7 protein-coding genes are annotated in these 21,235 nt (G+C 53.3%); 2 read left to right on the forward strand and 5 right to left on the reverse strand.

The window, feature by feature from the left end; genetic code table 11:
- Nucleotides 1–85: 85 nt before the first annotated feature.
- Genes ACFOE0_RS21215 through ACFOE0_RS21230 form a run of 4 tightly spaced genes read right to left on the reverse strand, consistent with a single transcriptional unit; the run spans nucleotide 86 to nucleotide 16,293 of the window.
- The gene (locus ACFOE0_RS21215; RefSeq protein WP_248934533.1) at nucleotides 86–5,914 is read right to left on the reverse strand and encodes a hotdog fold thioesterase; all 5,829 of its coding nucleotides are present in this window, start codon (nucleotides 5,912–5,914) and stop codon (nucleotides 86–88) included.
- The gene (locus ACFOE0_RS21220) at nucleotides 5,898–8,051 is read right to left on the reverse strand and encodes a PfaB family protein (protein ID WP_248934534.1); all 2,154 of its coding nucleotides are present in this window, start codon (nucleotides 8,049–8,051) and stop codon (nucleotides 5,898–5,900) included. Before ACFOE0_RS21220 ends, ACFOE0_RS21215 begins: the two co-directional genes overlap by 17 nt.
- Nucleotides 8,051–15,463 (reverse strand): type I polyketide synthase, encoded by a 7,413-nt coding sequence (locus tag ACFOE0_RS21225; protein ID WP_248934535.1) that lies wholly within the window; start codon nucleotides 15,461–15,463, stop codon nucleotides 8,051–8,053. Before ACFOE0_RS21225 ends, ACFOE0_RS21220 begins: the two co-directional genes overlap by 1 nt.
- Nucleotides 15,460–16,293, reverse strand: coding sequence for a transcriptional regulator (locus ACFOE0_RS21230; RefSeq protein WP_248934771.1), 834 nt, complete (start codon nucleotides 16,291–16,293; stop codon nucleotides 15,460–15,462). Before ACFOE0_RS21230 ends, ACFOE0_RS21225 begins: the two co-directional genes overlap by 4 nt.
- Nucleotides 16,294–16,565: 272 nt before the next feature.
- On the opposite strand from ACFOE0_RS21230, the gene ACFOE0_RS21235 reads away from it, so the two are divergent.
- A complete protein-coding gene (locus tag ACFOE0_RS21235) occupies nucleotides 16,566–17,366 on the forward strand; it encodes a 4'-phosphopantetheinyl transferase family protein (protein ID WP_248934536.1) in 801 nt (266 codons plus the stop codon).
- Between the two features lie 111 nt (nucleotides 17,367–17,477).
- Nucleotides 17,478–19,508, forward strand: a complete 2,031-nt coding sequence (gene fusA, locus ACFOE0_RS21240) for an elongation factor G (RefSeq protein WP_248934537.1) — start codon at nucleotides 17,478–17,480, stop codon at nucleotides 19,506–19,508.
- A gap of 531 nt (nucleotides 19,509–20,039) precedes the next feature.
- Here fusA and ACFOE0_RS21245 read toward each other — a convergent pair.
- On the reverse strand, nucleotides 20,040–21,224 hold the full coding sequence (locus ACFOE0_RS21245) for an alginate export family protein (RefSeq protein ID WP_248934538.1): 1,185 nt from the start codon (nucleotides 21,222–21,224) through the stop codon (nucleotides 20,040–20,042).
- Nucleotides 21,225–21,235: the final 11 nt, after the last annotated feature.

Genomic DNA, 21,235 nt, shown 5'->3' on the forward strand with positions numbered 1-21,235 from the left:
GATGGAGCAGGGTTGTTGGTCATTATTTTGCTTCCATTGCTTGTGCGTTCAATACTCTTCTTATTGCCTGGTTCTAATCGTTGGCTTAATCAGCCTCGGTTATTTTGATTGCCAGGTTGCTGATTTCGTAAATTCTCAGCTTATCTTTGGATAGGCTGGCATTGGCGGTAAGGCGTAATCCTGCTTCGTCCTGCTCGATCGCCGTGATATGAAGCTCCAGAGACATCTGTTTGTTATGTGGGGTTATCTGGCCCCGGTATTTCCACAATACCTCAGATTGTGGCCAGCTGAATCTTGGGTTTTTAAAATCATCTCCCAGTCCGGTTTCCAGCGCAAAGGCCTGCAGTAGTTCCAGCATGGCTTCTACACCTAAAGAGCCCGGCATTACAGGGTCCTGATGGAAGTGACAGGGGAAGAACCAATCGCTGGCATCGACTGTACGCTCACCATAGGCATAACCCAGCCCCTGTTGACCGCCATCCTTGATAATGGCGATGGTATCAACAAAGTTGAGCTGGCCCCCGGCAAGATGCCAGTGGGGCTTGTTGGGAGCTGGGACGAAGGCATTGATAGCGTTCAAATCCAACTCAATATCAACCTTTTGATCCCGGGTTATGTGCCAGGGCTCCAGGGTTTCGCCCCTGTCCAACCCAGCCTGATGAGTCAGCGCATGGTCGTTAAAGTAGCCAAATACCGCTTCGCCCCTGTAGAAGGGAATCGCACCTGAATCTGTCTTGGTACTCAGAATAAAACTGAACTTCTGAATGATATTGGCCCCGGAGAATATGGTGCTGTTGAGCACAGTATTATTGATGATGGTTTGGCCCCTCAGGTCCAGATCTCTGAGCAGTTCGCCTTTACCGTCAAGATTGCGGAAGAACAGCGGCTCATCCTGATAGCTGAGTGTGGTACCCAGATACCCTGACAGGAATCCATTGGGCTGCAGGGCAATTTCCATCAGCACTGAATAGGGCATCTGGGAGGCGTGACTGTTGGCCTTGAAATACCAGGCATCCTGCGGAACCTCGTATTCGGCACGACAACTTGAGATGGATTTGAACTCTCCCCTGACGCCATCAATATGAGTCACGCTGGTGGTCAGTTGCAGGTCGCCGCAAGGGGTGCGGGGAGGCACCATTCCACGATACACGGAGAACTCTGGGCCGAAGCAGTTTTCAATATCTCCGGTGGCAAACTCAAACAGGTGCCAGGGAGTGAACGGCAAAGTATCCGGAGTCCGGTTGGCGAAACGCGTCATAACAGGAGCGGGAAGATGCTTAAAAGGGATGACCCCTTTGTTGGTCGACGCCTCCTGGTCCGGGACTTTCTGCATCAAAGGCGCTGTTTCCGGATAACTCTGCGCGACATTTGACTGAATTGAGTCGTCTGAATATTGGTGGCAGTCAGCATTCTCCTTGAGCATCACGCCGAGATTCTGGAAGTCCACCACGACTTTACCATCCAGCAAAATATCGATATTGGCTCTGGCTCTCGGTGTCGGGTGCATGGTCAGCTCAGTGACTTCCATACGATAGGTGAGGGTTGCGGATTGGGGCAGTACCTGCCCCCGACATCTCACCTTCTGTGGTGCGTCAATCAGAGGTTGGAAGCGTGCATCCTGCATCTGGCTGTGCATCCCCAGCCACAGCATGTAAAACTGCAACAGCTGGCCACATCCCTCTGCCATCAGCGAGCCGGCCATCACCTCATCACCTTTGAAGTGGCAGGGGAAGTACCAGTGGTCTGGCTCAAGGAATTTGTGACCAACCACCTCTCCCAGTCCCCAGGCACCGCCTTTGGCGTCCAGTGAGCTTATCTGCTCGATCATCATAAACTTGTGGGAAGCGAAACGCAGTGAGTCCTGTTTCAGCGCAGCCTGTGCTGGCCTATGGGAGTCCCCAAAGCATGCGACCAAATCTGCCGTCAGCAGTGGCTCAAGTTGTTCACGGTTGAACTGGGTAGTGGGACATTCCAACAGCGGCGTGAAGCTGCCTTTGATGGCATTTCTGCGAGCAGTCTCTTCAGCTTCGGTTCGGATCACGCCTTTGCCATCTTCCAACTCTTTATCGGTAAAGAAGCCGGCACAACCGTTATCCATCTTCAAAATCAGGGTGTCGCCCACATAGCAGCGGTAGGAGAAGAAAAACAGCAAGGTATCGCCGTTGCGGGCATAGTGATTGATGGAAATATCGTATCTCAGGGTATCGCCACCTCTTGGCAGATCACCGAGGAATGTGAGGGTACAGTCGAGCAAGCGATATACCCTGTCACCCCGGTTCTCGAAGTCAATGCCCAGGTAACTGATCAACATCAGGTCGCACTGGCCAGACTCCACGGCAACGGCCCAGGGGATCTGACCATCCACCAGATAGGGCGCATCCACAGGGATGTCATATTCTGTGGTCATGGTACTGGGTTGGTATTGTCCAAGCTGAGCATCTAGTTTGGTGACTCTGGACACCAACAAATAGTCTCTGGAGGGCAAGCGTACTCTACGGCGGAAGCTGTCTATTTCGGCATACTCAGGCCCAAATACTTTGGCGATTGAGCCTTCGGCGTACTCCAGCAGATCATCATAATCCCAGATACAGGTTTTTGCTGCCGCAGTGGCGGGCTGGGAACCAAGCGTTTGATTTTGCGTTATCCCAGCACCCAAAGTCGGGTCAACCTGTGACTGAGCTGCTTGTGATGGAGTGTGCGCTGACGGTGCAATAGAAGCCTGAGTCGTTTGTGTTGCTGCCGCTATGCTGTGGCTTTGCCCAAGAATCGCGGCGATCTGCTGCTTCAGGAGTGTGTCTGCCTGACTCAGGCCATGGTGACGGCCTTTAAGAAACTCAATATGTACCTCACTCATCAGATCCCGGTTACTGGCCTGGGCATTGTCATAAACAGGGTGATTGGCAGAGTGCTCAGGCGTTTCAGCTCCATCAACTGAGTGAGTCTCGGGAGTGAACACAGTCTCTGAAGTTTGCACCGTCTCTGAAATTTGCACAGTGTCTGAATCTTGAGTCGTTTCTGAAGCTTGCATGTTCTTTGAAGTATGCTCTGGAGTATGTGCGGTGTTTGCCGAATTCATGGTATTGGGCTTAGTAAGGTAGTGACCGAGAACCTGCAGCGCAGCCTGCTGAACCTGATCTGCAATGCTTTCCCCTCCCAGGGTAAAGGTTTTAACCAAAGAGGGGCCTTCATGGGGTTGGACACCTTTATCCAGACGCCGTTTGAGCGCCGCTTTATCTGAGCTGGACTGACTAAGCAGCAGTGCACTGCTGAGCTCATCCTGCCTTGAGGTCAGCATGCAGGCTGCTGTTTCAGGAGCAGATTGCTTGTTTGAGTGAGAGTTTGGCTCAAGATTGTAAGAAGGGTCCGACAACAGGGCTGAAACCGCCGCAATCATGCCAGCTGCTGCGCCACTGTGGCCCAGAATTTCGGCGGTTTTGAGTGTTGGCACGTCGGCCAGCAGGGCGCCACTGCCAGCCAGAACATGGCGGCATATAGTGGCATTCGGATACTGTCCGCCCAGATGGGTGAGCAGGGTATCAGCCAAAGCAGAAGGTGAGTCTGAGTTTGACGCAACATCAAGGCTAAATACCGGTGTGCTCAGCTGGCCATATTGCTTGCTGTCCAATGCAAGCTGCCCGGAGGAGCAAAGTACCATAGCGGCCGCGGCATCAGCCGGAGGCAGGTCCATATTGGCTCCCAGCAGACAGGCTTCAGCGCCACCAGCCAGATCGACGCTGCACAGCACCACAGCGTCAGCATCTCCGGCATCAATCAGTTGCCTTGCGACCTCCACACCCCGGGCAAACCCTTGCTCACCGGCTGACAGGGTAAAAGCTGGCCCTGAGAAGTCCCACAGGGCGGCAACTCTGGATGCCATAATATTGCCGATAAAGCTGGTGTACTGATTCAGTTGGGCTTTATCCAATACGGCATCCATCACCAGAGGTTCCAGTTGCTGGTATTCAGCCTGAGTCAGCTGGATACCCAGTTGCTCCAGATACCCGGGCAGAAGGGTATGTAACTCTACCCGGCCACGGAATTGATGCAGTTCAGGCTCGGTTTCCATGGCAACCAGTACCGCTGTTTTACTGCCAGCTTTCAGGCCTGCATCACGTATGGCGATATCGGCTTGCTTGAGCAGTAACAGTTGCTGGGGGATAAGCCTATCCTCCTCGGTCGCAGGCAACTTGAACTGCATCATGTTCAGCTGGAAGCTCTCGATATACCCCCCTTTCGGGGCTTTGTGATTTGGCAGGAGTTGCTCAAGGCCTTTCCAGCGTTTTGGCGGTAACTCTTTTAATGCTACCGCACCCTGACTCAGCGTTTGGTTAAGAGCCTCCAGTGAGTCACTGGCACCGATATGGGCAGACACACCTGTGATGGCCAGTGTTGTCGAGCTGGTCGCCTGGCGCGAAGGGGCAATTTCAATATCTGCTGATTGTGCTGGGCCATCAGTCAGTACCAGATGAGCATTGCAGCCACCGAAGCCAAAGGCAGATATTCCTGCGACTTTGCGCCCGTTAACTGCTGTGTTGTCATCGGCTCTTTTCGGCCAGGCTTGCTGGGTTCTGGCGACTCGCTCTGCAAATCCTGAGGCAAATTCAGTTGTAAATCCGGCTGCTGTCCCGGTTTGAGCTGCTTCTGACCCAGAGCCAGACTCAGAGCTTTGGGGCAATCCCGGGCTGGCGGGAACTGTTCCCTGCTGCATGCCTTTCAAGGTCTTGACCATGCTGACCATACCGGCTGCCGTCAGCAGGTGCCCCACATTGCCCTTGGCTGAGCCAATCAGTGGACGTTGTGGTGAAGGGGTTTCAGGAAGCTTGTCACCAAAGAAACTGTCCAGAGAGCCCAGTTCCACTTTGTCACCCAGAGGGGTACCTGTGGCATGACACTCAATCACATCAACCTGTCCGGGTGTGAAGCCATGTTCGTTGGCCTGAAGCCAGGCGCGTTCAAATGCGGCTATCTGCCCCTTGGGATTTGGACTCAGTACAAACTGTCCACGACCGTCATTGGACAGTCCTGCCCCCTGAATGACACCCAGTATCCTGTCGCCTTGAGCCTGGGCATCCTCCAACCGCTTGATGACCAATACGGCGGCTCCCTCTCCGGCAAACAAGCCCTGAGATTCTGGCGAGAAGGGAGCAGATATGCCATTTTCCGGGAAGGCCTGGAAAATCGAGAAGCCCATATGAATGAACAGAGGGTCGGCACCGCTGACAGCTGCGGCCAGCATCACATCGGTTTTACCCTGTGCAAGATAGTCACAGGCCAGCTTAATGGCATACAGGGAGCTGGCGCAGGCGGCATCCAGACTGAAGTAACTTGGCCCCAGGCCAAGCGCCCTGGCTATATTGGCGGCAGCATCAGAGGCATTGGATAGTCTGGTATTGCCAGAGGCACTGAAGGGGATGCTGGACTCTGTATCCTGCTTTTCCAATGCACAGGCCAGGGCTGATTTCACCGTGTGGTGATACAAAGGCAAGCAGTAACTGTTGGTTTGTTTATCCGGGAAAGAGAGGGCACCCACTACGACGCCGGTTTTCGCTCTCTGGTTGTTGGCTATCCCGGCATCAATTAGGGCATCCCGGGCAACGGTCAGCAACCATTGCTGGCTTTCATCAAGGGATTGCAACTGAGCCTGGGCAAGTTCAAACCCCGTGGGGTCAAACTTAAAATCCCGGATATAGCCGCCCCTGGTACAGTAAAATCGATCCGCTTCACCTTTATTGCCTGTGTATGCGGTAACGTCAGCCCCCAGATGTGAATTTGTAAGCTCGCTGCGACAATCAACCCCTTCAAGCAGTTGTTGCCACAGCGCGTCCGGGTTATCTGCTCCGGGAAAGCGGCAGGCCTGACCGACGATGGCAAACTGGCCTCTGGGGGGGGGAGAAGAGTTAGCGGCTGATGACATGCTGTATTTCCTGTGGCTCTTGGCCTGATTGTGTAACCAGTGGCTCTGAAGTATTGGCCGCGCTTGAGTTTGTGTTGGGCAGCCAGTCGCTTGTTTCTACTGGTTCGATATTCTTTTGGTCATTTGTGTGCTGATTTGTAGGGGCATAAGCCAGAGGCTTATCCAACTCCAATCCCAGCGCCCGCAGTGCGGCGATAGCTTTAAGCAGACCGGTGTGGGGCGCAGCGCCTTTGCTGTTGCAGGCCAGGTTGGTGACCGGATGCCAACTCAACTGTTGTTTACCCAGCAGGCTGGAGAGCTGTCGGTCTGCCCCTACTTCAAGCAATACTCTGGCTCCCTGTTTGACTGCCCGCGAAATCAGTGCGGGGAAGTTCAGCGGGGCACACAAAGTATCGGCAATGCTGGTGGCGATATGGCGGCTTAAGTCCGGCATTGAGGTCAGCAGGGGCTGTGGCTGGGATGCGCTGAAAAACACACAATTATACAGCTTGCTCTGGGACGCTATCTCTTTGTGATAGAACGCCTGCAACTGGTCGTGAAGGTGCCAGGTTGCCGGTGTATGCATGGCGGTGATCAGCGGCGACGGAATGGCGGTACAGCCCAGTGCGGTGATTACACTCAGAGCCTGCGCCTTGTCTCCAGCCAGGATGCAGGAATCAAAGTGGCGAACAGGGATATAGAGCCTGCAGTGGTTGCCAAACAGGGTATCAATTTGTTGTTGTACCTGTTCGCTCTCGGCTCTGAGCATAAAGCAGCCCCAGTCCGGGCTCTGCTGTATTTGCTCTTCAAGGCCTTCTACTTGAGCGTTTTGGCGCTGCCACTGCCAAAGATCTTTTACTGCGCTCAGGGAGCCTGATAATTCCCGGTTATAGATGGGAGAGTTCAGTGTCGGGGCAATCAAGGTTTCTGGATTTCGCCAAACACCCAGTGCAGCCCACATACTTATCTCGCCCATGGAATAGCCCAGCGCCATATCCGGCTTGAGATTAAACTCCCGGGTCAGTATTTGGGTCAGTAACCAGGATTGTCCCACACCAGCCACCGCCTGCTGAGCCAGCGACAAATCAGTCATTCCAGGCTTGCTGCAGCCAGCCTGAGTAGCCCTTTGCAGTTGTTCAGACTGCAGCATGTTTGCCAGTGGCAGATGTTTGCTGTCTTCAAACAGGGAGGGAAAATAGAGATGCAGTCCCTTAAACATGCCGGGCCAGACTGTGCCGACCCCGGGATAGATAAAGGCGAGTTCTCCGGGCTTCACGCTGTGATGGGGCGGGCAGTAGCAGCTGCCATGGGGCGTTTGCATCCATGCGGTGGATCTTGACTCAATATGGGACAGCAAGGCCTGACGTTCAGATTCCAGCCTGCTGTCATTGTCAGCCACAAGCACCAGCCGATATTTGTCCGTCCTGTTCTGTGTTGGGGCAGAGTTTGGAGTGAGCTCCTGTTTCCGGCCTGAACCTTCAGGTAAATCTGATACCGGGGCCAGTGACTCGTGCTTAAGTTTGTCAGCGAGCTCCAGTTCTTCGGCAAGCTTGAGTTTTTCAGCAAGCTTAGCAGCGCTGTCAGCACTGAACTCCAACCAATATTGGGTCAGGGTTTTTGGGGGCAGCAGAGCGCTGCCCTGAGCCAGTAACAGGGAGAATTTTTGACTCTTGCCAGAGCCGATAGTGAGGGTCAGTTCACGTCTTTTTTCTGGCTCACAAAACCAGTAATCACCGCTGAATCTGGGTGAGTTGTCTTGACTGGAGATATTCTCAGGAGGCAGATCTCTGGCGGCCAGAGAATGACAAACCTGCCACAACCATTGGAATGCCTGGGACTCATCTGACTGACGACTGAGCTTGTCGCTTGAATCCTTTTCTCCCTCTTTCCCCTCTTTCCAGTGGTGAGGATAGAGTCTGGCATGAGGATGGATACGGCCTCTCATCGCCTGCCTGGCATCAAGCAGTAACAGACGCCGCTCGCCCTGTGTCAGAGCGATGGTGGCGTCAGCTTTCTCCTGCAAATATTGTTGTGCCTGGACGAGTGCGGAAATAAGGCTCTCCGCACTCAATAAGAGCTCAACTGTGGGAACCTGCTTAAGAGCTTCCGGTATAAGGACAGCGATGGGAATGACACTGTTGGCAGCCGCTGGCGTCATTAATTGGCATTCTCCACCGCAGCCGATTCCTGCTGAGCTGTTCTTTTGCTTTCCACAGCCTGACTTTGACCACTGGCATTCAGACGGGTAGTGCTGAGGGTCAGTTTGACCCCTTTGACCACGGCCAGAGTCTCTCCGGTATCGGCAAACAGGCTGGCATCACACTGGAAGGAGTTACCCATCAAAGTGGCATTGTGCAGCCACAGGCGTCCTTCATTGAAACTATCCAGCTGTTTGTTAACCGCAAGTTGGGCAAACCCCACCGGCAGGCTGTCCTGGCCACTGAGGTTGTGGGCCAGTACCAGTGCTCCCTGAAGTATGGCGTCCAGTGCGCAAATCCGGTTTTTACGGCCGGAAAAGTCACCAAAGTCTCTGGCATTTGCTGGCAGGCTGACATTGGCCAGTAACTGTGATTCTTTAATGGCGAGGCTGGTCAGCAATTGCAGTCCGGGCCCATGGAACAAGGGCCCCTGTTGATAGCTGTCACGCCCGGAAACACCGTGGCTTTTATACTCCTGCAGCAACCTTTTGGGTATGGCTGGTGTGCTTATAGCACCGGCAATAACAGGTGCAGCCCGGTAGCAGGGACGACCATCAACACTGAGCAGCAGCTTGTCACCCGAGTCTGAACTCAGGCCTTCCAGTGACAGCTTCGCAGTGTCTTTATCATCAAACACCAGGCCTTTGAGCAGCTGGTAATGACCCAAAGCTGTCCAGTCACCGTTTTGCTCTTGCTGGTTGTCACTCATCAGGTTGTCGAGCATCAAGCTGAGGGCACAGGCGGTTGGCATCACAGGGTTTCCAAGAATGCTGTGATCCTTTAAAAACTCATTGTTCTGTAACGTGAGTTGCCAGTCTGCCTGCACCCCTTCAGGCTTTTTTACCTGAATGTCTCCAGTAGGCGCAGTGTCGGTGCTTTTCTCGGTCTGGTTTTCATCAATCCAGTTTTCATCAATCCCAGCGCCTTGCATATCCGTGCCCACCAGGCAGTGCAGTAAGCCTGGCTCCAGCACTTGCTGAGCAAACAGTTTCGCACCGGCATTTCTTGGAATAACGTACACGCCGCGGCTTTCAAACATAGCCTTGAGTCCGGCCGTTACCATGCCGCCATCCCAGGGTCCCCAGTTAAAGCTGGTGATCTTGCACTCTGGTGATTGGGTTTTAAGGCTGATGGCATAACGGTTCAATACTTCGTTGGCCATGGAGTAGTCGCTCTGGCCTGAGTTGCCATAGAAACCGGCTGCCGATGAGAACAGGCTGACAAACTTGAGTGCTGACGGGGTCAGCAGCGCCAACAGATTTTGCAGACCGATAACCTTGGTATCAAACACCCGGTTGAACTGGGACAGGGTTTTCTCTTCGATCAGCTTATCGGCCAGTACTCCTGCTCCATGGATCAGACCATTGAAAGGACGGATAGCGGCCAGAGGTGACAGCTTTTCATCCAGCTGTTTGGCATCTGTGATATCCACCGCCAGATACTCTGCACTGGCACCGGCAAGGGTAAACTGTTCAAGCGCCTGGTGGATTTCCACTGCGCTGGCAATCGGTGCCAGCTCGGCGTCCAACTCTTTCGGTGTCAGCTTTTTACCCGACTCTTTCATATGAGCAAGCAGCGCAGCTTTCAATTCGCCAGGGGCTTTATTCTCCGCCCACAGTGGCAGTGACTCAGGCAGGGCGCTTCTTCCCAGCAGCACAAAGTGGCTGCCACTGCAACGGGCCAGCTCCAGGGTACAATCAAGGGTGACACCTTTGGCACCGCCACTGACCAGGATGGTATCGCCATCATCAAGGGTTATGGCATCCTGCAAATCGGCACTTGCGGCGACCGGTGTCAGGCGAATCAGATTGCCATCCTGCTCACTAACGCCGGTTTCGGTATTGTCAGTGGTCTGGGTCAGCTCTGCTATCAGGGCCGATGCATAGGTGTGCCCATCGAGATCGGCATCGACATCCAGGGCTTTACAGTGCACCTGAGGCCACTCATGGCGCAGGGTTTTACAAAGGCCATGCAGACCGCCACTGAGCAGTTGCTCTGTGCCTTTGAGGTAGCCAAAGCCACCATCCTGTCGGGTCACAGTGGCAAACAGGGATGGGGTTGATGCCTTTAGGTGTGGCGACGCCAGTTTGGCCAGTAAGGTTGCAGCCCTGAGCGATACCAGTTGTTGCTCGCTGGATTGAGTGGGGTCTGTCAGTATGACCAGACCACACAGCCCGTCACCCAATTCAGAGACAACAGCGGCCAGTTCAGTTTCCAGGTTTTCCTCGCCAACAGCCTCTGCAGAGACCGTGAATTGACTGATGTCCGAGGCAAGCACTCCGGGCGTCCCCATGGACAGCACCACTGGGCTCAGGTCCAGCCCTTTGAGCTTCTCTGCGATAACGCCGGCGTGGTGACCATCATCCAGCAGGAGTACTTTTCCACCCTTTGGCAATTCGATTGTGCTCAATGCATCAGGGGCCTGATGCAGTGCGACACCTGAATAGGGAGGCAGAGCGGACTCGTCAGTGGCTTCCGTATTATCTGCAGCAGAATCAGCCATCTGAGCTGAAGGTGCCTGTGGAGTAGCTGGTGAGGCTGATGCCAGTTGCACGGTAATTTCAGCCAGAGTCCGGCATTCCGCCATGGCTTCAGGGCTAAGGGATGGCAGGTTAGGCAAGGCTTCCTGCACCGCCCCCAATATCTCTACCCGCTTAATTGAGTCGATACCCAGGTCAGCTTCCATATCCATGGACAGCTCCAGCATTTCAGCCGGATAGCCGGTTTTATCTGCCACTACGTTAAGCAGAACGGCAATCACATCCTGATCGCTGTGGCTCGAATTATCGACACTGTCAGAGTGGGATACCTGGGCATCCGCTATTGCAGACAGTGACTCAGGCATGATGGATTGAGCGGTACCTTGAGTGGGCGCCTCAGGGGCACTTTGGCTCAGCAGAATGCAAATTTCTGCCAGGGTTCGGCACTCAGCCATGGCCTCCGGGCTCAGCGCCGGCAGGTTGGGCAATGCTTCCTGCACAGCGCCTAAAATTTCTACCCGCTTGATGGAGTCAATACCCAGATCGGCTTCCATATCCATAGAGAGCTCAAGCATTTCTGCAGGGTATCCTGTCTTGTCAGCGACGACACCCATGAGCACAGGCTGAACATCCAGTCCTGCGACTGCCGCCGCGTTTGTGTTGGCTGCACTTTTGTTGGCGATGCTTTTGTTGGCTAAGTTCGGCTGGGCGGTCTGTGCAGGAAGCGTGCTGATAATTTCAGTCTGAACCTGTTCCAGCGTGCGACATTCTGCCAGTACATCCGGGCTAAGGGCTGGCAGTTGTGGCAGGGCCTCCTGCACTGCACCGAGGATCTCCACCCGTTTGATGGAATCAATGCCCAGATCGGCTTCCATATCCATGGACAGCTCCAACATCTCTGTCGGATAACCTGTCTTGTCGGCTACCACACCCATCAGCACGCTCTGAACATCCACTTCAGCGGTTTGTGCCTGTGAGGTACCCGCGTTGGATCCTGCAGCCGTTTGCGTGGACAGGGCACTGAGGATTTCCTGTTGAACCTGTTCCAAAGTGCGGCACTCTGCCAACACATCCGGGCTCAGGGCGGGCAGCTGTGGCAGGGCTTCCTGGATAGCTCCCAGGATCTCCACCCGTTTAATGGAGTCGATACCCAGGTCAGCTTCCATATCCATAGACAGCTCCAGCATCTCTATCGGGTAGCCGGTTTTATCTGCCACTACCGCAAGCAAGGTACCGGTAACATCCTGTTGGGGTTCAGCTGCTGTTGATGGTGAAATCGAAGCTGAATCCGCTAATGCAACCGATACCGAAACTGGGTGTGACGTCTGAATCTGTGTTTCAACCTGGGCTTGAGCAGGAGATTGCGCAGGAGATTGCGTCTGGGCCGGAGCCACAGGTGTTGAAACTCGGGCTGTTGGAATCCCGCTTGTTGAAGCAATTGATGGCGCACTGACTGCTGGCTGAGTTTGTGGTTGTGCCTGGGGCAATACCTGAGAGGCCAATGGCGACGATTGAGTTGCCCCGGACATTTGTGCCAGATAGGCCTGATGCACCCTGAGCGTGTCAGCCTGATGCTGATGAAACAGTTCGATGGAACGTTGCAGGCTTTCAGGTACAGGCAGCCCCTGTTTGGCCAGCTGCAACTGAGCCTGCATCAGCTCATTGAAGGTCTCATTGTACTGTTTGGGAATATCCAGAAAGGCCTGATGCACCTTAGCCGCCTCAGACTGAGCGCCAAACAGTGACTCCAATGGTGAGCCGGAAGGAGCTTGCAGATGGCCGCTGGAGGCAACAACGGAGCTTGCTGAAGCAGATTGGGTCGGGGCGGAATGTTCTGCGCCGTAACCCAGATGTGATGACTGAGGTTTTTCCACGATTTTTTCCACGACCTTTTCGATAGTTTGAGTTCTGATTTCCGGGGATATTTGGCCTTGCTGCAAGGACAGGCTGGCCTTTTCCCGGGTTGCCGGGCTGACGTAGTGAGCGCCGTTGAGGCGAATATTCATGGGTGAAGGTTTGACCAAATGGCGCTTGTGTTGAATTGCCCAGGTGTCAGGGTCTGTCATTGACTGACCTGCCACAGCCAGTTGCACGGCCGCCAGCTTCAGTTGTTTGTCACTGCTGTCCTGCGCACCCGATGAGCTTTTCACCTGTGTCGGGTTGACGCTCAGGGTAATCACCTGCTCTTTAAGCTCGGGGAAGTACTCCTGAGTAATGGCACTGACCAATTTACTTTGGGTATTCTTGGGGCCAAACTCTACAAAGGTGCGGGCGCCGGATTCAATCATGCCTTTGATTTGGCTGACATAGTCCACCTGACTCAGCATATGCTCAGACAGCTGACCTACAATATCGTCACCATAGGGTTGGCCTGTCTGATTACTCCAAACCTGAATGTCAGGCTGGCTGACGCTTTGCTCACTGATCGTCTGGTTATATTCAATGGAAGCCTGCGCCATCATAGGGGTATGGAAAGCGCCTGCTACGTTGAGGGCCACCGCTTTAATTCCCTCAGCCTTGAGGCCGGTAATCACCTTCGCCAGCGCTGCTTCCTCACCGGCTATGACCAGCTGAGATGGAGAGTTCAAATTGGCAATAGCAACACCCGGATTGGCCTCCAGCAGAGCATCGAGTTGCGCTCTGTCTTGCTGTTTGCCCAGCACTACCGCGGCCATACTGCCTTTGGGCTCTTGAGCAGATGCCAAAGCCATCGCCTGTCCTCTTGCCAGCGACAGTTGGCAGAAAGCCTCATCTGAGATAGCACCGGAGGCCCACAAGGCTGTCAGTTCGCCATAACTGTGACCGGCCAGCATATCGGCCTTGAGTCCGGCGTTACGCATCAGTTCATACTGGGCTGCGCTGAGGGCGCCGATGGCACTCTGGGCGTAGCGGGTATCTGTCAGCTCGGCCTGTTGGCGGGCTTTTGTCTCATCGTCAAAGGCTTCGAACGGATACATCACCCGGGACAGAGGCTTAAGCGCAGCGCCTTTAAATACAGTGTTGAACTTTTCCAGCCAGTTGCGTTGCTCTGGATACAGGCAGGCAAGCTCCCGCCCCATTTGCAGATACTGGTTGCCCTGACCGGTGAACAGGGCGGCCAGTTTGCCTTGTTGAGCACAGGGGCGATAGCTCACCCCGTTGGGTGTTTGCCAGGGGCTTGAACCGGATTTTGTCAGCATATCCAGCGCCTGGGATAACAGGGAACTCAATTCTTGCGGGGTGCTGACAGCCATTCCCAGTCTTGGGTGTTCATCGCTGCAGGGGGCCAGAGCAAACTCCTGACAAAGGCTGTCAAAGGCTTCGCTGGAGTTGTTACCCAGTGCCTCAATGGCTCTGCTCAGGGTTTGGCTCAGTGCCTCAACCGAAGGGGCTGAGAACAGCAGAGGTCTGGTTGACCGGCGCAGACGGTAAGGGCTGGAGTGCTCGCCCTGATACTCTTCAAGCACAATATGGAAGTTGGTACCGCCAAAGCCGAATGATGAGATACCTGCACGACGGGGAGCATTATCTTGCCCGATCAGCCAGGGGCTGGTCTGGGTCGACAGGTAGAAAGCTGAGTCTTCCAAAGCCATTTTCGGGTTTGGCTTGCTGACGTTAATGGTGGGGGGCAACACCTTGTGATGCAGTGCCAAAGCGGCCTTGATAACCCCGGCAGTTCCTGCAGTTGATTTGGTATGGCCTACCTGGGATTTAACAGAGCCCAGTGCGATATGCTGTTTTTCATCCCTTGGATTGCCGGACTCATCCTGACTGAATACTGAGTTCAGGCCATTGAATTCGGCAATATCACCTGCTGCAGTGCCTGTGCCATGGGCCTCTATCAAACCTACTGTGTGTGGCGCAAAACCGGCATCATCATAAGCCCGTGCCAGCGCTTTGGCCTGACCTTCAGGTCTTGGGGCATAAATACTCTTGAAACGACCATCAGAGGAGGCGCCAATCCCTTTAATGACAGCATAAATACGGTCGCCATCCCGCTCGGCATCCTCAAGTCGCTTGAGGGCCAGCATGCCGATGCCTTCACCTATCATCATGCCTTTGGAGTCGGCATCAAAAGGCTTGATGTTGTCATCTTTGGTAAAGGCAGGTGTCTTTGAGAAACTCATATACATGTAGGGGGAGTTATCGGTACAGACTCCGCCGGTGAGCATCATGTCACTGCGGCCTTCCAGCAACTCTCCAAGCGCCATGCGCATTGCCGCCAGAGAGCCTGCACAGGCGGCATCCACCACACAATTCATGCCACCAAGATTGAAGCGGTTGGCAATTCGTCCGGCGATCACATTACCCAGAGAGCCTGGAAAGGCATTCTCCTGCCAGGGGATATATTGGTCCTGAAACTTGCGGATAAGCATTTCGCAGTCATCATCACTGATGCCGCTGCTTTTAAAGATTTTCTTCAATACCGGGTACTGGAGGCGGGCATTCATGGCCTGACTGATCTTCTGGCCACCACCTATGCCCAGGGTGATACCAACCCGGTTTCTGTCGTAATTGGCTTCATCTTCGATACCAGCATCAATCAACAGATCCCGGGCAACCAGCAGGGACAGCAGCTGGGCAGTATCTGTTTGTTCCAGAATATTGGGCGGCAGACCGAAGTCCAGCGGGTTGAACTCCATCTCAGGCAAAAAGCCACCACGCTGACAGTAGACTCTGTCCGGGGTATTGGGGTCAGCATCAAAATAATCTTTAGGATCCCAATGTGAATCAGGTACCTGAGTGATGGCATCGATCTTATCGACAATCAGATCCCAGAACTCATCCAGATATTTGGCATTGGCGAACAAACTGGACATGCCCACAATCGCCACAGGCGTATCCTTGAGGCGGCGTCCGAGGCGGGCGTCCGTTGAGGAGTGGGTGTCAGACTGGGTGTCAGGATGGCTCATGCTTGAGTCTCCGTGTTGTGATCGCCTTTGGCGGTCCTGGATGGTAATTGGGGTTTGGTGCTGTTGCCATTGAGTGCACGCTGGATATCTGCATCGGGAAAGCGTTGCTGGAATTTGCGGTAATTACGGGCGAGCAGGCGTTTGAGTTTAAATGGCCCGTTTTGCAGCACATAAGCTATGTAGCGATTGGCTGCCAGAGTATCGCTGTCGGTGTAAATATCGACATAGATCCAATCAAAAGCAGGCTCCAGCCCTATCATGACTGAACTGGGGGCCTGGTTGTCCTGCTCATCGACCAATGGGATATGCATTGCCTCAATCTGCACAACTTCGGCTTCGTCCAAAGTTTGCGCCAGCGTACTGGCATTGAGGGTGTAACTTTCCATGGTATCTGAGCGGTATACGGGAAGCTTGGTAAAGTGTTTGGGGGGCAGGGATTCGCTGGGTTCAATCTCACCTATGCGGGATACACCGTGACGCTTAAGGCAGCGCGCCAGACCCGAGCGGGAGACGGCTGGATTGATAAAAGTACGGGTGACCTCAAGCAGCCTGTCCAGTGTCAGCTTCAGCTGATACCTCAATCCCACCACTACATATTCCTGCGCCGGGGTCAGGGTCGTATTAAGGTGGTGGGGGGTGTGATCTCTGTCTTTGACGTCGCTGCGGCGACGCCATTTGCGTACAGTGGTTTCACTGATATTGAGGATCTTCGACAGTTCCCGCACACTCAGATCTGAGTTCTGGATGAATCGCCGCATTTCCGGCGTAGTTTGACTACGGGTTGTACTTTTCCCTTTAACTGGAGCACCTTGCGGACGCTCCGGTGGCATTGCCATTATGCTTCCCTGTTGTTGAAGTATCAGCCGGGACTATAGTCAATATGACTCGTCCCGAAGTGGGCAGAAATCCTTCGTGCCGCCTGTTTTTTATAAAATCAGGGCAAAGATTAGCCGACATTGTGACTCGATACAATCATGTGGGACTGGAAAATTAACAGCCTGGTATCACACTTGCAGCAATTTAAACGCAGGCTCCGGTTTTTTTCGTTGAGCCCCGGGAGTTTGTGAGACAATACCAAACAGATTTAGCTAATGGATTAAAGATGAATTCTTGTCAGTTGCACGTGTGGTTTATCTCTCTGACTGACCCTGTTGAAGGTATTTCCGAGGCACAGATGCTCGACTGTCTGAGTCAGGATGAGAGACAAAGGCAGGCAGGCTTTACCCATGCCAAAGCGGGGCGCGCCAATTTGGTGTCCAGAGCTATGTTGCGCCATGTGCTCAGTCGTCACAGTGACCTGGCCCCGCACCAGTGGCGTTTTGTTACCGGTGAGCAGGGAAAACCGGCTCTGTGTGAGCAGCAAACACGGCAGTTCGGGTTGGGATTCAATGTCAGTCACAGTGGCGATTGGCTGTGTATTGCCGTGATTGAAGGCATTGGTGTGGTTAAAGGTGCCGCTGACCAGAGGGAAATTGGTGTCGATATAGAAAGGTTTCGCCGGGGAGTCTCGGTCGATTCTGTGTTGAACCGTTTCTTTGCACCTGATGAATCAGCCTCACTGATGGCAATGCCAACGGCACTAAGAGAGCAACGATTTTTTGATTTATGGGCATTGAAAGAGTCATTTATCAAGGCAACAGGGCAGGGACTGGCTCGTGCGCTGGATAGTTTTTCCTATGAGATCAGTACGCTGGATGGTGGTGCAAAAATTGCGGTCGATACAAGCGCCGATCCCCGTTTGCAACCGGGCTCTGGAGGAGTAGCATGGGAATTTGTCGCCCTGTCCGGCAGTCATACTCATAATTTCAGCAGTCGATTTGTCCGCCTGACAGATGAATACCGGGTCGCCCTGACCTGCAGTGCATCTCTGGATGAACTGCCCGTGGTATGTCGTTTCTGGTAGGCCCACTTTTGCCACTGATGTCAAACTATGCGCCCGGTCAACTTTTGTGCTCCCGGCAGTCTGTATATTCAAATATGACTGACGGAATATGAGACACAAGGAGGCCACGATATGGCTGAGTATCGAACCGGACAGATCCGTAATTTCGCCGTGTTGGGACACACGGGGGCGGGCAAGTCCAGCTTGCTAGAAGCGCTGCTTTTTGGCGCCAGGACCATTGCCCAAAAGGGCAGGGTCGATAAAGGCACCAATCATGCCGACTTTACCGCCCAGGAAAAAGCCCACCAACATTCACTTGAACCTTCCTTTCTGAATATCGACCATGACGGTCACCACATCAACCTGATAGACACCCCCGGACTTCCAGACTTTTTTGGTCGTGCACTGCAACCCTTGCCTGCAGTTGAATCAGTACTGCTGGTGATAAACGCCGCCACCGGCATTGAAAGTGTTACTGCCAGAGCCTTTGCGGCAGCCAGAGCCCAGGGCAAAGCTGTGATGCTGGTGGTTAATCACATAGATGGAAACGAAGACAGACTTGAGGCTCTGCTTGCAGATATCCAGCAGCAGTTTGGTCCCAGATGCTTACCGGTGAACCTGCCTGGCGATGATTGTGTTGTCGATTGTTACCTGCACCCTGCCTTTGAGTCTGCGACCCGGTTCTCTGATGTCACCACTGCCCATGAACAGCTGGTAGAAACCGTGCTGGAAGAGGATGACAAGCTGATGGAGCTGTATCTGGAGCAGGGAGAAAACCTGAGCCCGGAGCAGCTGCACGAGCCATTGGAAATCGCTTTGAGAATGGGGCATCTGGTACCTGTGTGCTTTACCAGTGCCGAGCAGGATACGGGTATCCCTGAGCTGCTGGAGTTGCTCATTCAACTTATGCCCAACCCTCGAGAGGGCAACCCACCTCAGTTTGTGAATGGCACAGGGGACAAAGTCAAACCCGTGGATCTCAGTACCAAGTCCACTGACCATGTGCTGGCCCACGTGTTTCGCGTCAATATCGACCCCTATTTTGGCCGTATGGCGATAATGCGTGTGTATCAGGGCAAGATCACCAATGGTATGAAGCTGTTTGCCGGGGTCGAGCGCAAACCATTTAAGGTGACCCATTTGCTTTCATTGCAGGGAGATAAACAGGTAGAAATGGGACAGGCTGTGCCCGGTGATATCTGTGCTCTGGCCAAGATTGATGAGCTGGAAGTGGGCTCAGTGCTGCACGAAAGCCACGATGAAGATGAGTACCATCTGCCACCTCTGGTGCTGCCTCAGCCTATTTTTGGTCTGGCTGTGTCATCCAAGCGCCGCGGTGATGAGCAGAAGATTGCCGAAGTCCTGAATAAGCTGGTGGCAGAAGACCCCAGTCTCAGCATTGCCCGCAATGAAGCGGAAGGCCAGACAGTGCTGCAGGGGCTGGGCGATATGCATCTTCAGATTGCACTGGAAAAGGCGCTGCAGGTATTCAAGGTGGATATGCACACTGAAAAACCTGCAGTCGCTTACCGTGAAACCATTCTGACTCAGGGACAGGCCAGATACCGTCACAAGAAGCAATCTGGCGGCGCAGGTCAGTTTGGCGAGGTCGAGCTGAGGGTTGAACCTCTGCCGCGGGGCGAAGGTTTTAAGTTCGAGTCCAGGGTGGTCGGTGGGGCGATCCCCGGTCAGTTTATCCCTGCGGTGGAAAAAGGGGTAAAAGAGGCAATGAAGGCCGGTGAATTGGGTAGCTATCCGGTTGAGGATATCAAGGTCACTGTGCTTGACGGAAAACACCACAGTGTTGACTCCAAAGAAATTGCCTTTGTTATGGCGGGAAAGAAAGCCTTTATGGATGCGGTATCTGAGGCCAAACCTGTGATTCTTGAACCTATCGTTCAAATGCAGATTAAAGTGGACTCGGCTCAGGTGGGGGACATTACCGGTGATATCAGTAGTCGTCGGGGCTTTGTGTGTGGCACTGAGTCTGATAATGACGGCAGAGTAGTGGTCAGTGTGGAGGCTCCTTTGGCGACGGTGGACGATTTTGCTACCCGACTAAAATCAATTACCGGCGGTGAAGGGGAGTACACCATGGCATTTGCCAGGTATGAGCCTGTGCCGGAACACGTTCAGCAACAAATGGTTAGTGAAAAAGCCTGATGAGCAGAGGGCTGCGGCCGAAAAAAATAGCGGTCAAAGCCCACAATTTTTGACGAGTTGGCAAGATTTAAGCTTGTATTGACTTTTTGTGACAGCGGGACAAATACTGAACCTGAGTACGGAATTTAATGGCAAACAGCATACTGTTTTTATCTGTGTTCAGTTAAGTCCCATTGAGCGGGAAAGACACCCGCATCGCGGAGGGGAACACACAGACGTTACTCACAAATTTTTTTAGCCTGTACCCATAGCGGCAACAGAACATTTTAGGCCAGGTTATCAACCTGAGCACAGGCCGGATGGCTATCAGTTCAGTTGCGCCGGAGAGGTCATAAGCAGACATACAGCTGTCGACATGACTCTGACAGCACATTGCCCGGGTTGAACCGGCCGGTCTGGGACGTATCTCAGGGGTATGTAACATTTACCCACAGACAAAGGAGGCGAAGAGCGTTTGGTTCTTTACAAATTTCAAAACGAAACAGCGCCGCAAGGCGCTGTTTTTGTTTGTAAATCATGATGAAGTCAACATCAGAACTTTGCTTCCAGTGTCAGCCATAGCTTGTCGGTATCGGCGCTGAATCCATAGCCGGCATCCGCGCCACTGAAAGCCGCATATTTAATGCTGGCATTGTAATAGTTGGCAAACTTGTAGCCTGCACTGATCCCCCACTCCTGGCCCATATCTATGTTGCCGACATCGGACTCAAAAGTGTGGTACACAAGGAGCAACTTGACGCCTGCCAGGCTGGTGTTAGCGGCAATATAGGTATCTGTTATGCCTTTATCCCAGTTACCTGCGCCACCAAACAAAAACTTGTCCGTCCAACCCTGGAACTTATGCAGGGTTGCCAAAGGTGTGATAAACCCGGCTTTACCATCATCTGAGCCAAGCACTTCATATCCCAGTTTCAGTCCCACAGCACTAAAGTCAGCCCTGGCTTCCGCCGAGAGGTAATCTGCTCTGTAATCCAGAGTATTGTTACCGCCGTTGCTTTGGGTGGCGTACTCCAGCGCGTAACTCAATTTAACCGGATCGATATCTGTTTTACCTGTCAGTCGCACACCATAGGTATCTGTAGAGAATCGAGCTACCGCCAGGTTATCAATCAGGTAGGCGTAGCCGGTCAGCTGCGCGGCTTCCACTGCACCATAATGCAGGTTGAACAGGTGGGTTTTATTTTTATGATCTGACTTGCCCGAGTCCTCGCTGAAGATACGGTTGACATTATTGATGTAGGCATAGAAAGCTTTCAGATCTTGGACACCAGTGCTGACTGCGCTGAAACCATCATAGGTTTGCTCATTTTGTCTGAAGCCGACACCACCAACAAAGCGCTGATTGTCCAGCAGGATCCTTTGGCGACCATACTTGAGGACTGAATCGGCCGGTGCACGATAGCCAATATATGCCTGGTTGATTTCCGTATATTGATAGTCGGCAATCATAGGCTCATCGTCACCTGAGCGGACATCATCCACTTCTGCCAGGGTAAAGAAGTTGTATAGATCGCCACTTTGATAGGTCAGTCGGGTTCTCAGCGTCGTTTGGTCCTGCTTGCTCTGCGCTTCGACATCAACCTGCTCAAATCGGGCACGGAACTGCAGGTTCAATTTGGCATCGTCAATCAATGTGGTTTTCAGATCTTCGGCAACTGCCGGGAAGCTTCCAAGGAGTGTGGCAATAGCCAGTGTGGTCATCCGGGTTCTCATCATAATTCTCCTGT

Origin of the sequence: Shewanella submarina, assembly GCF_042646185.1 — a bacterium.
In the GTDB taxonomy this organism is placed as follows: Bacteria; Pseudomonadota; Gammaproteobacteria; order Enterobacterales; family Shewanellaceae; genus Shewanella; species Shewanella corallii.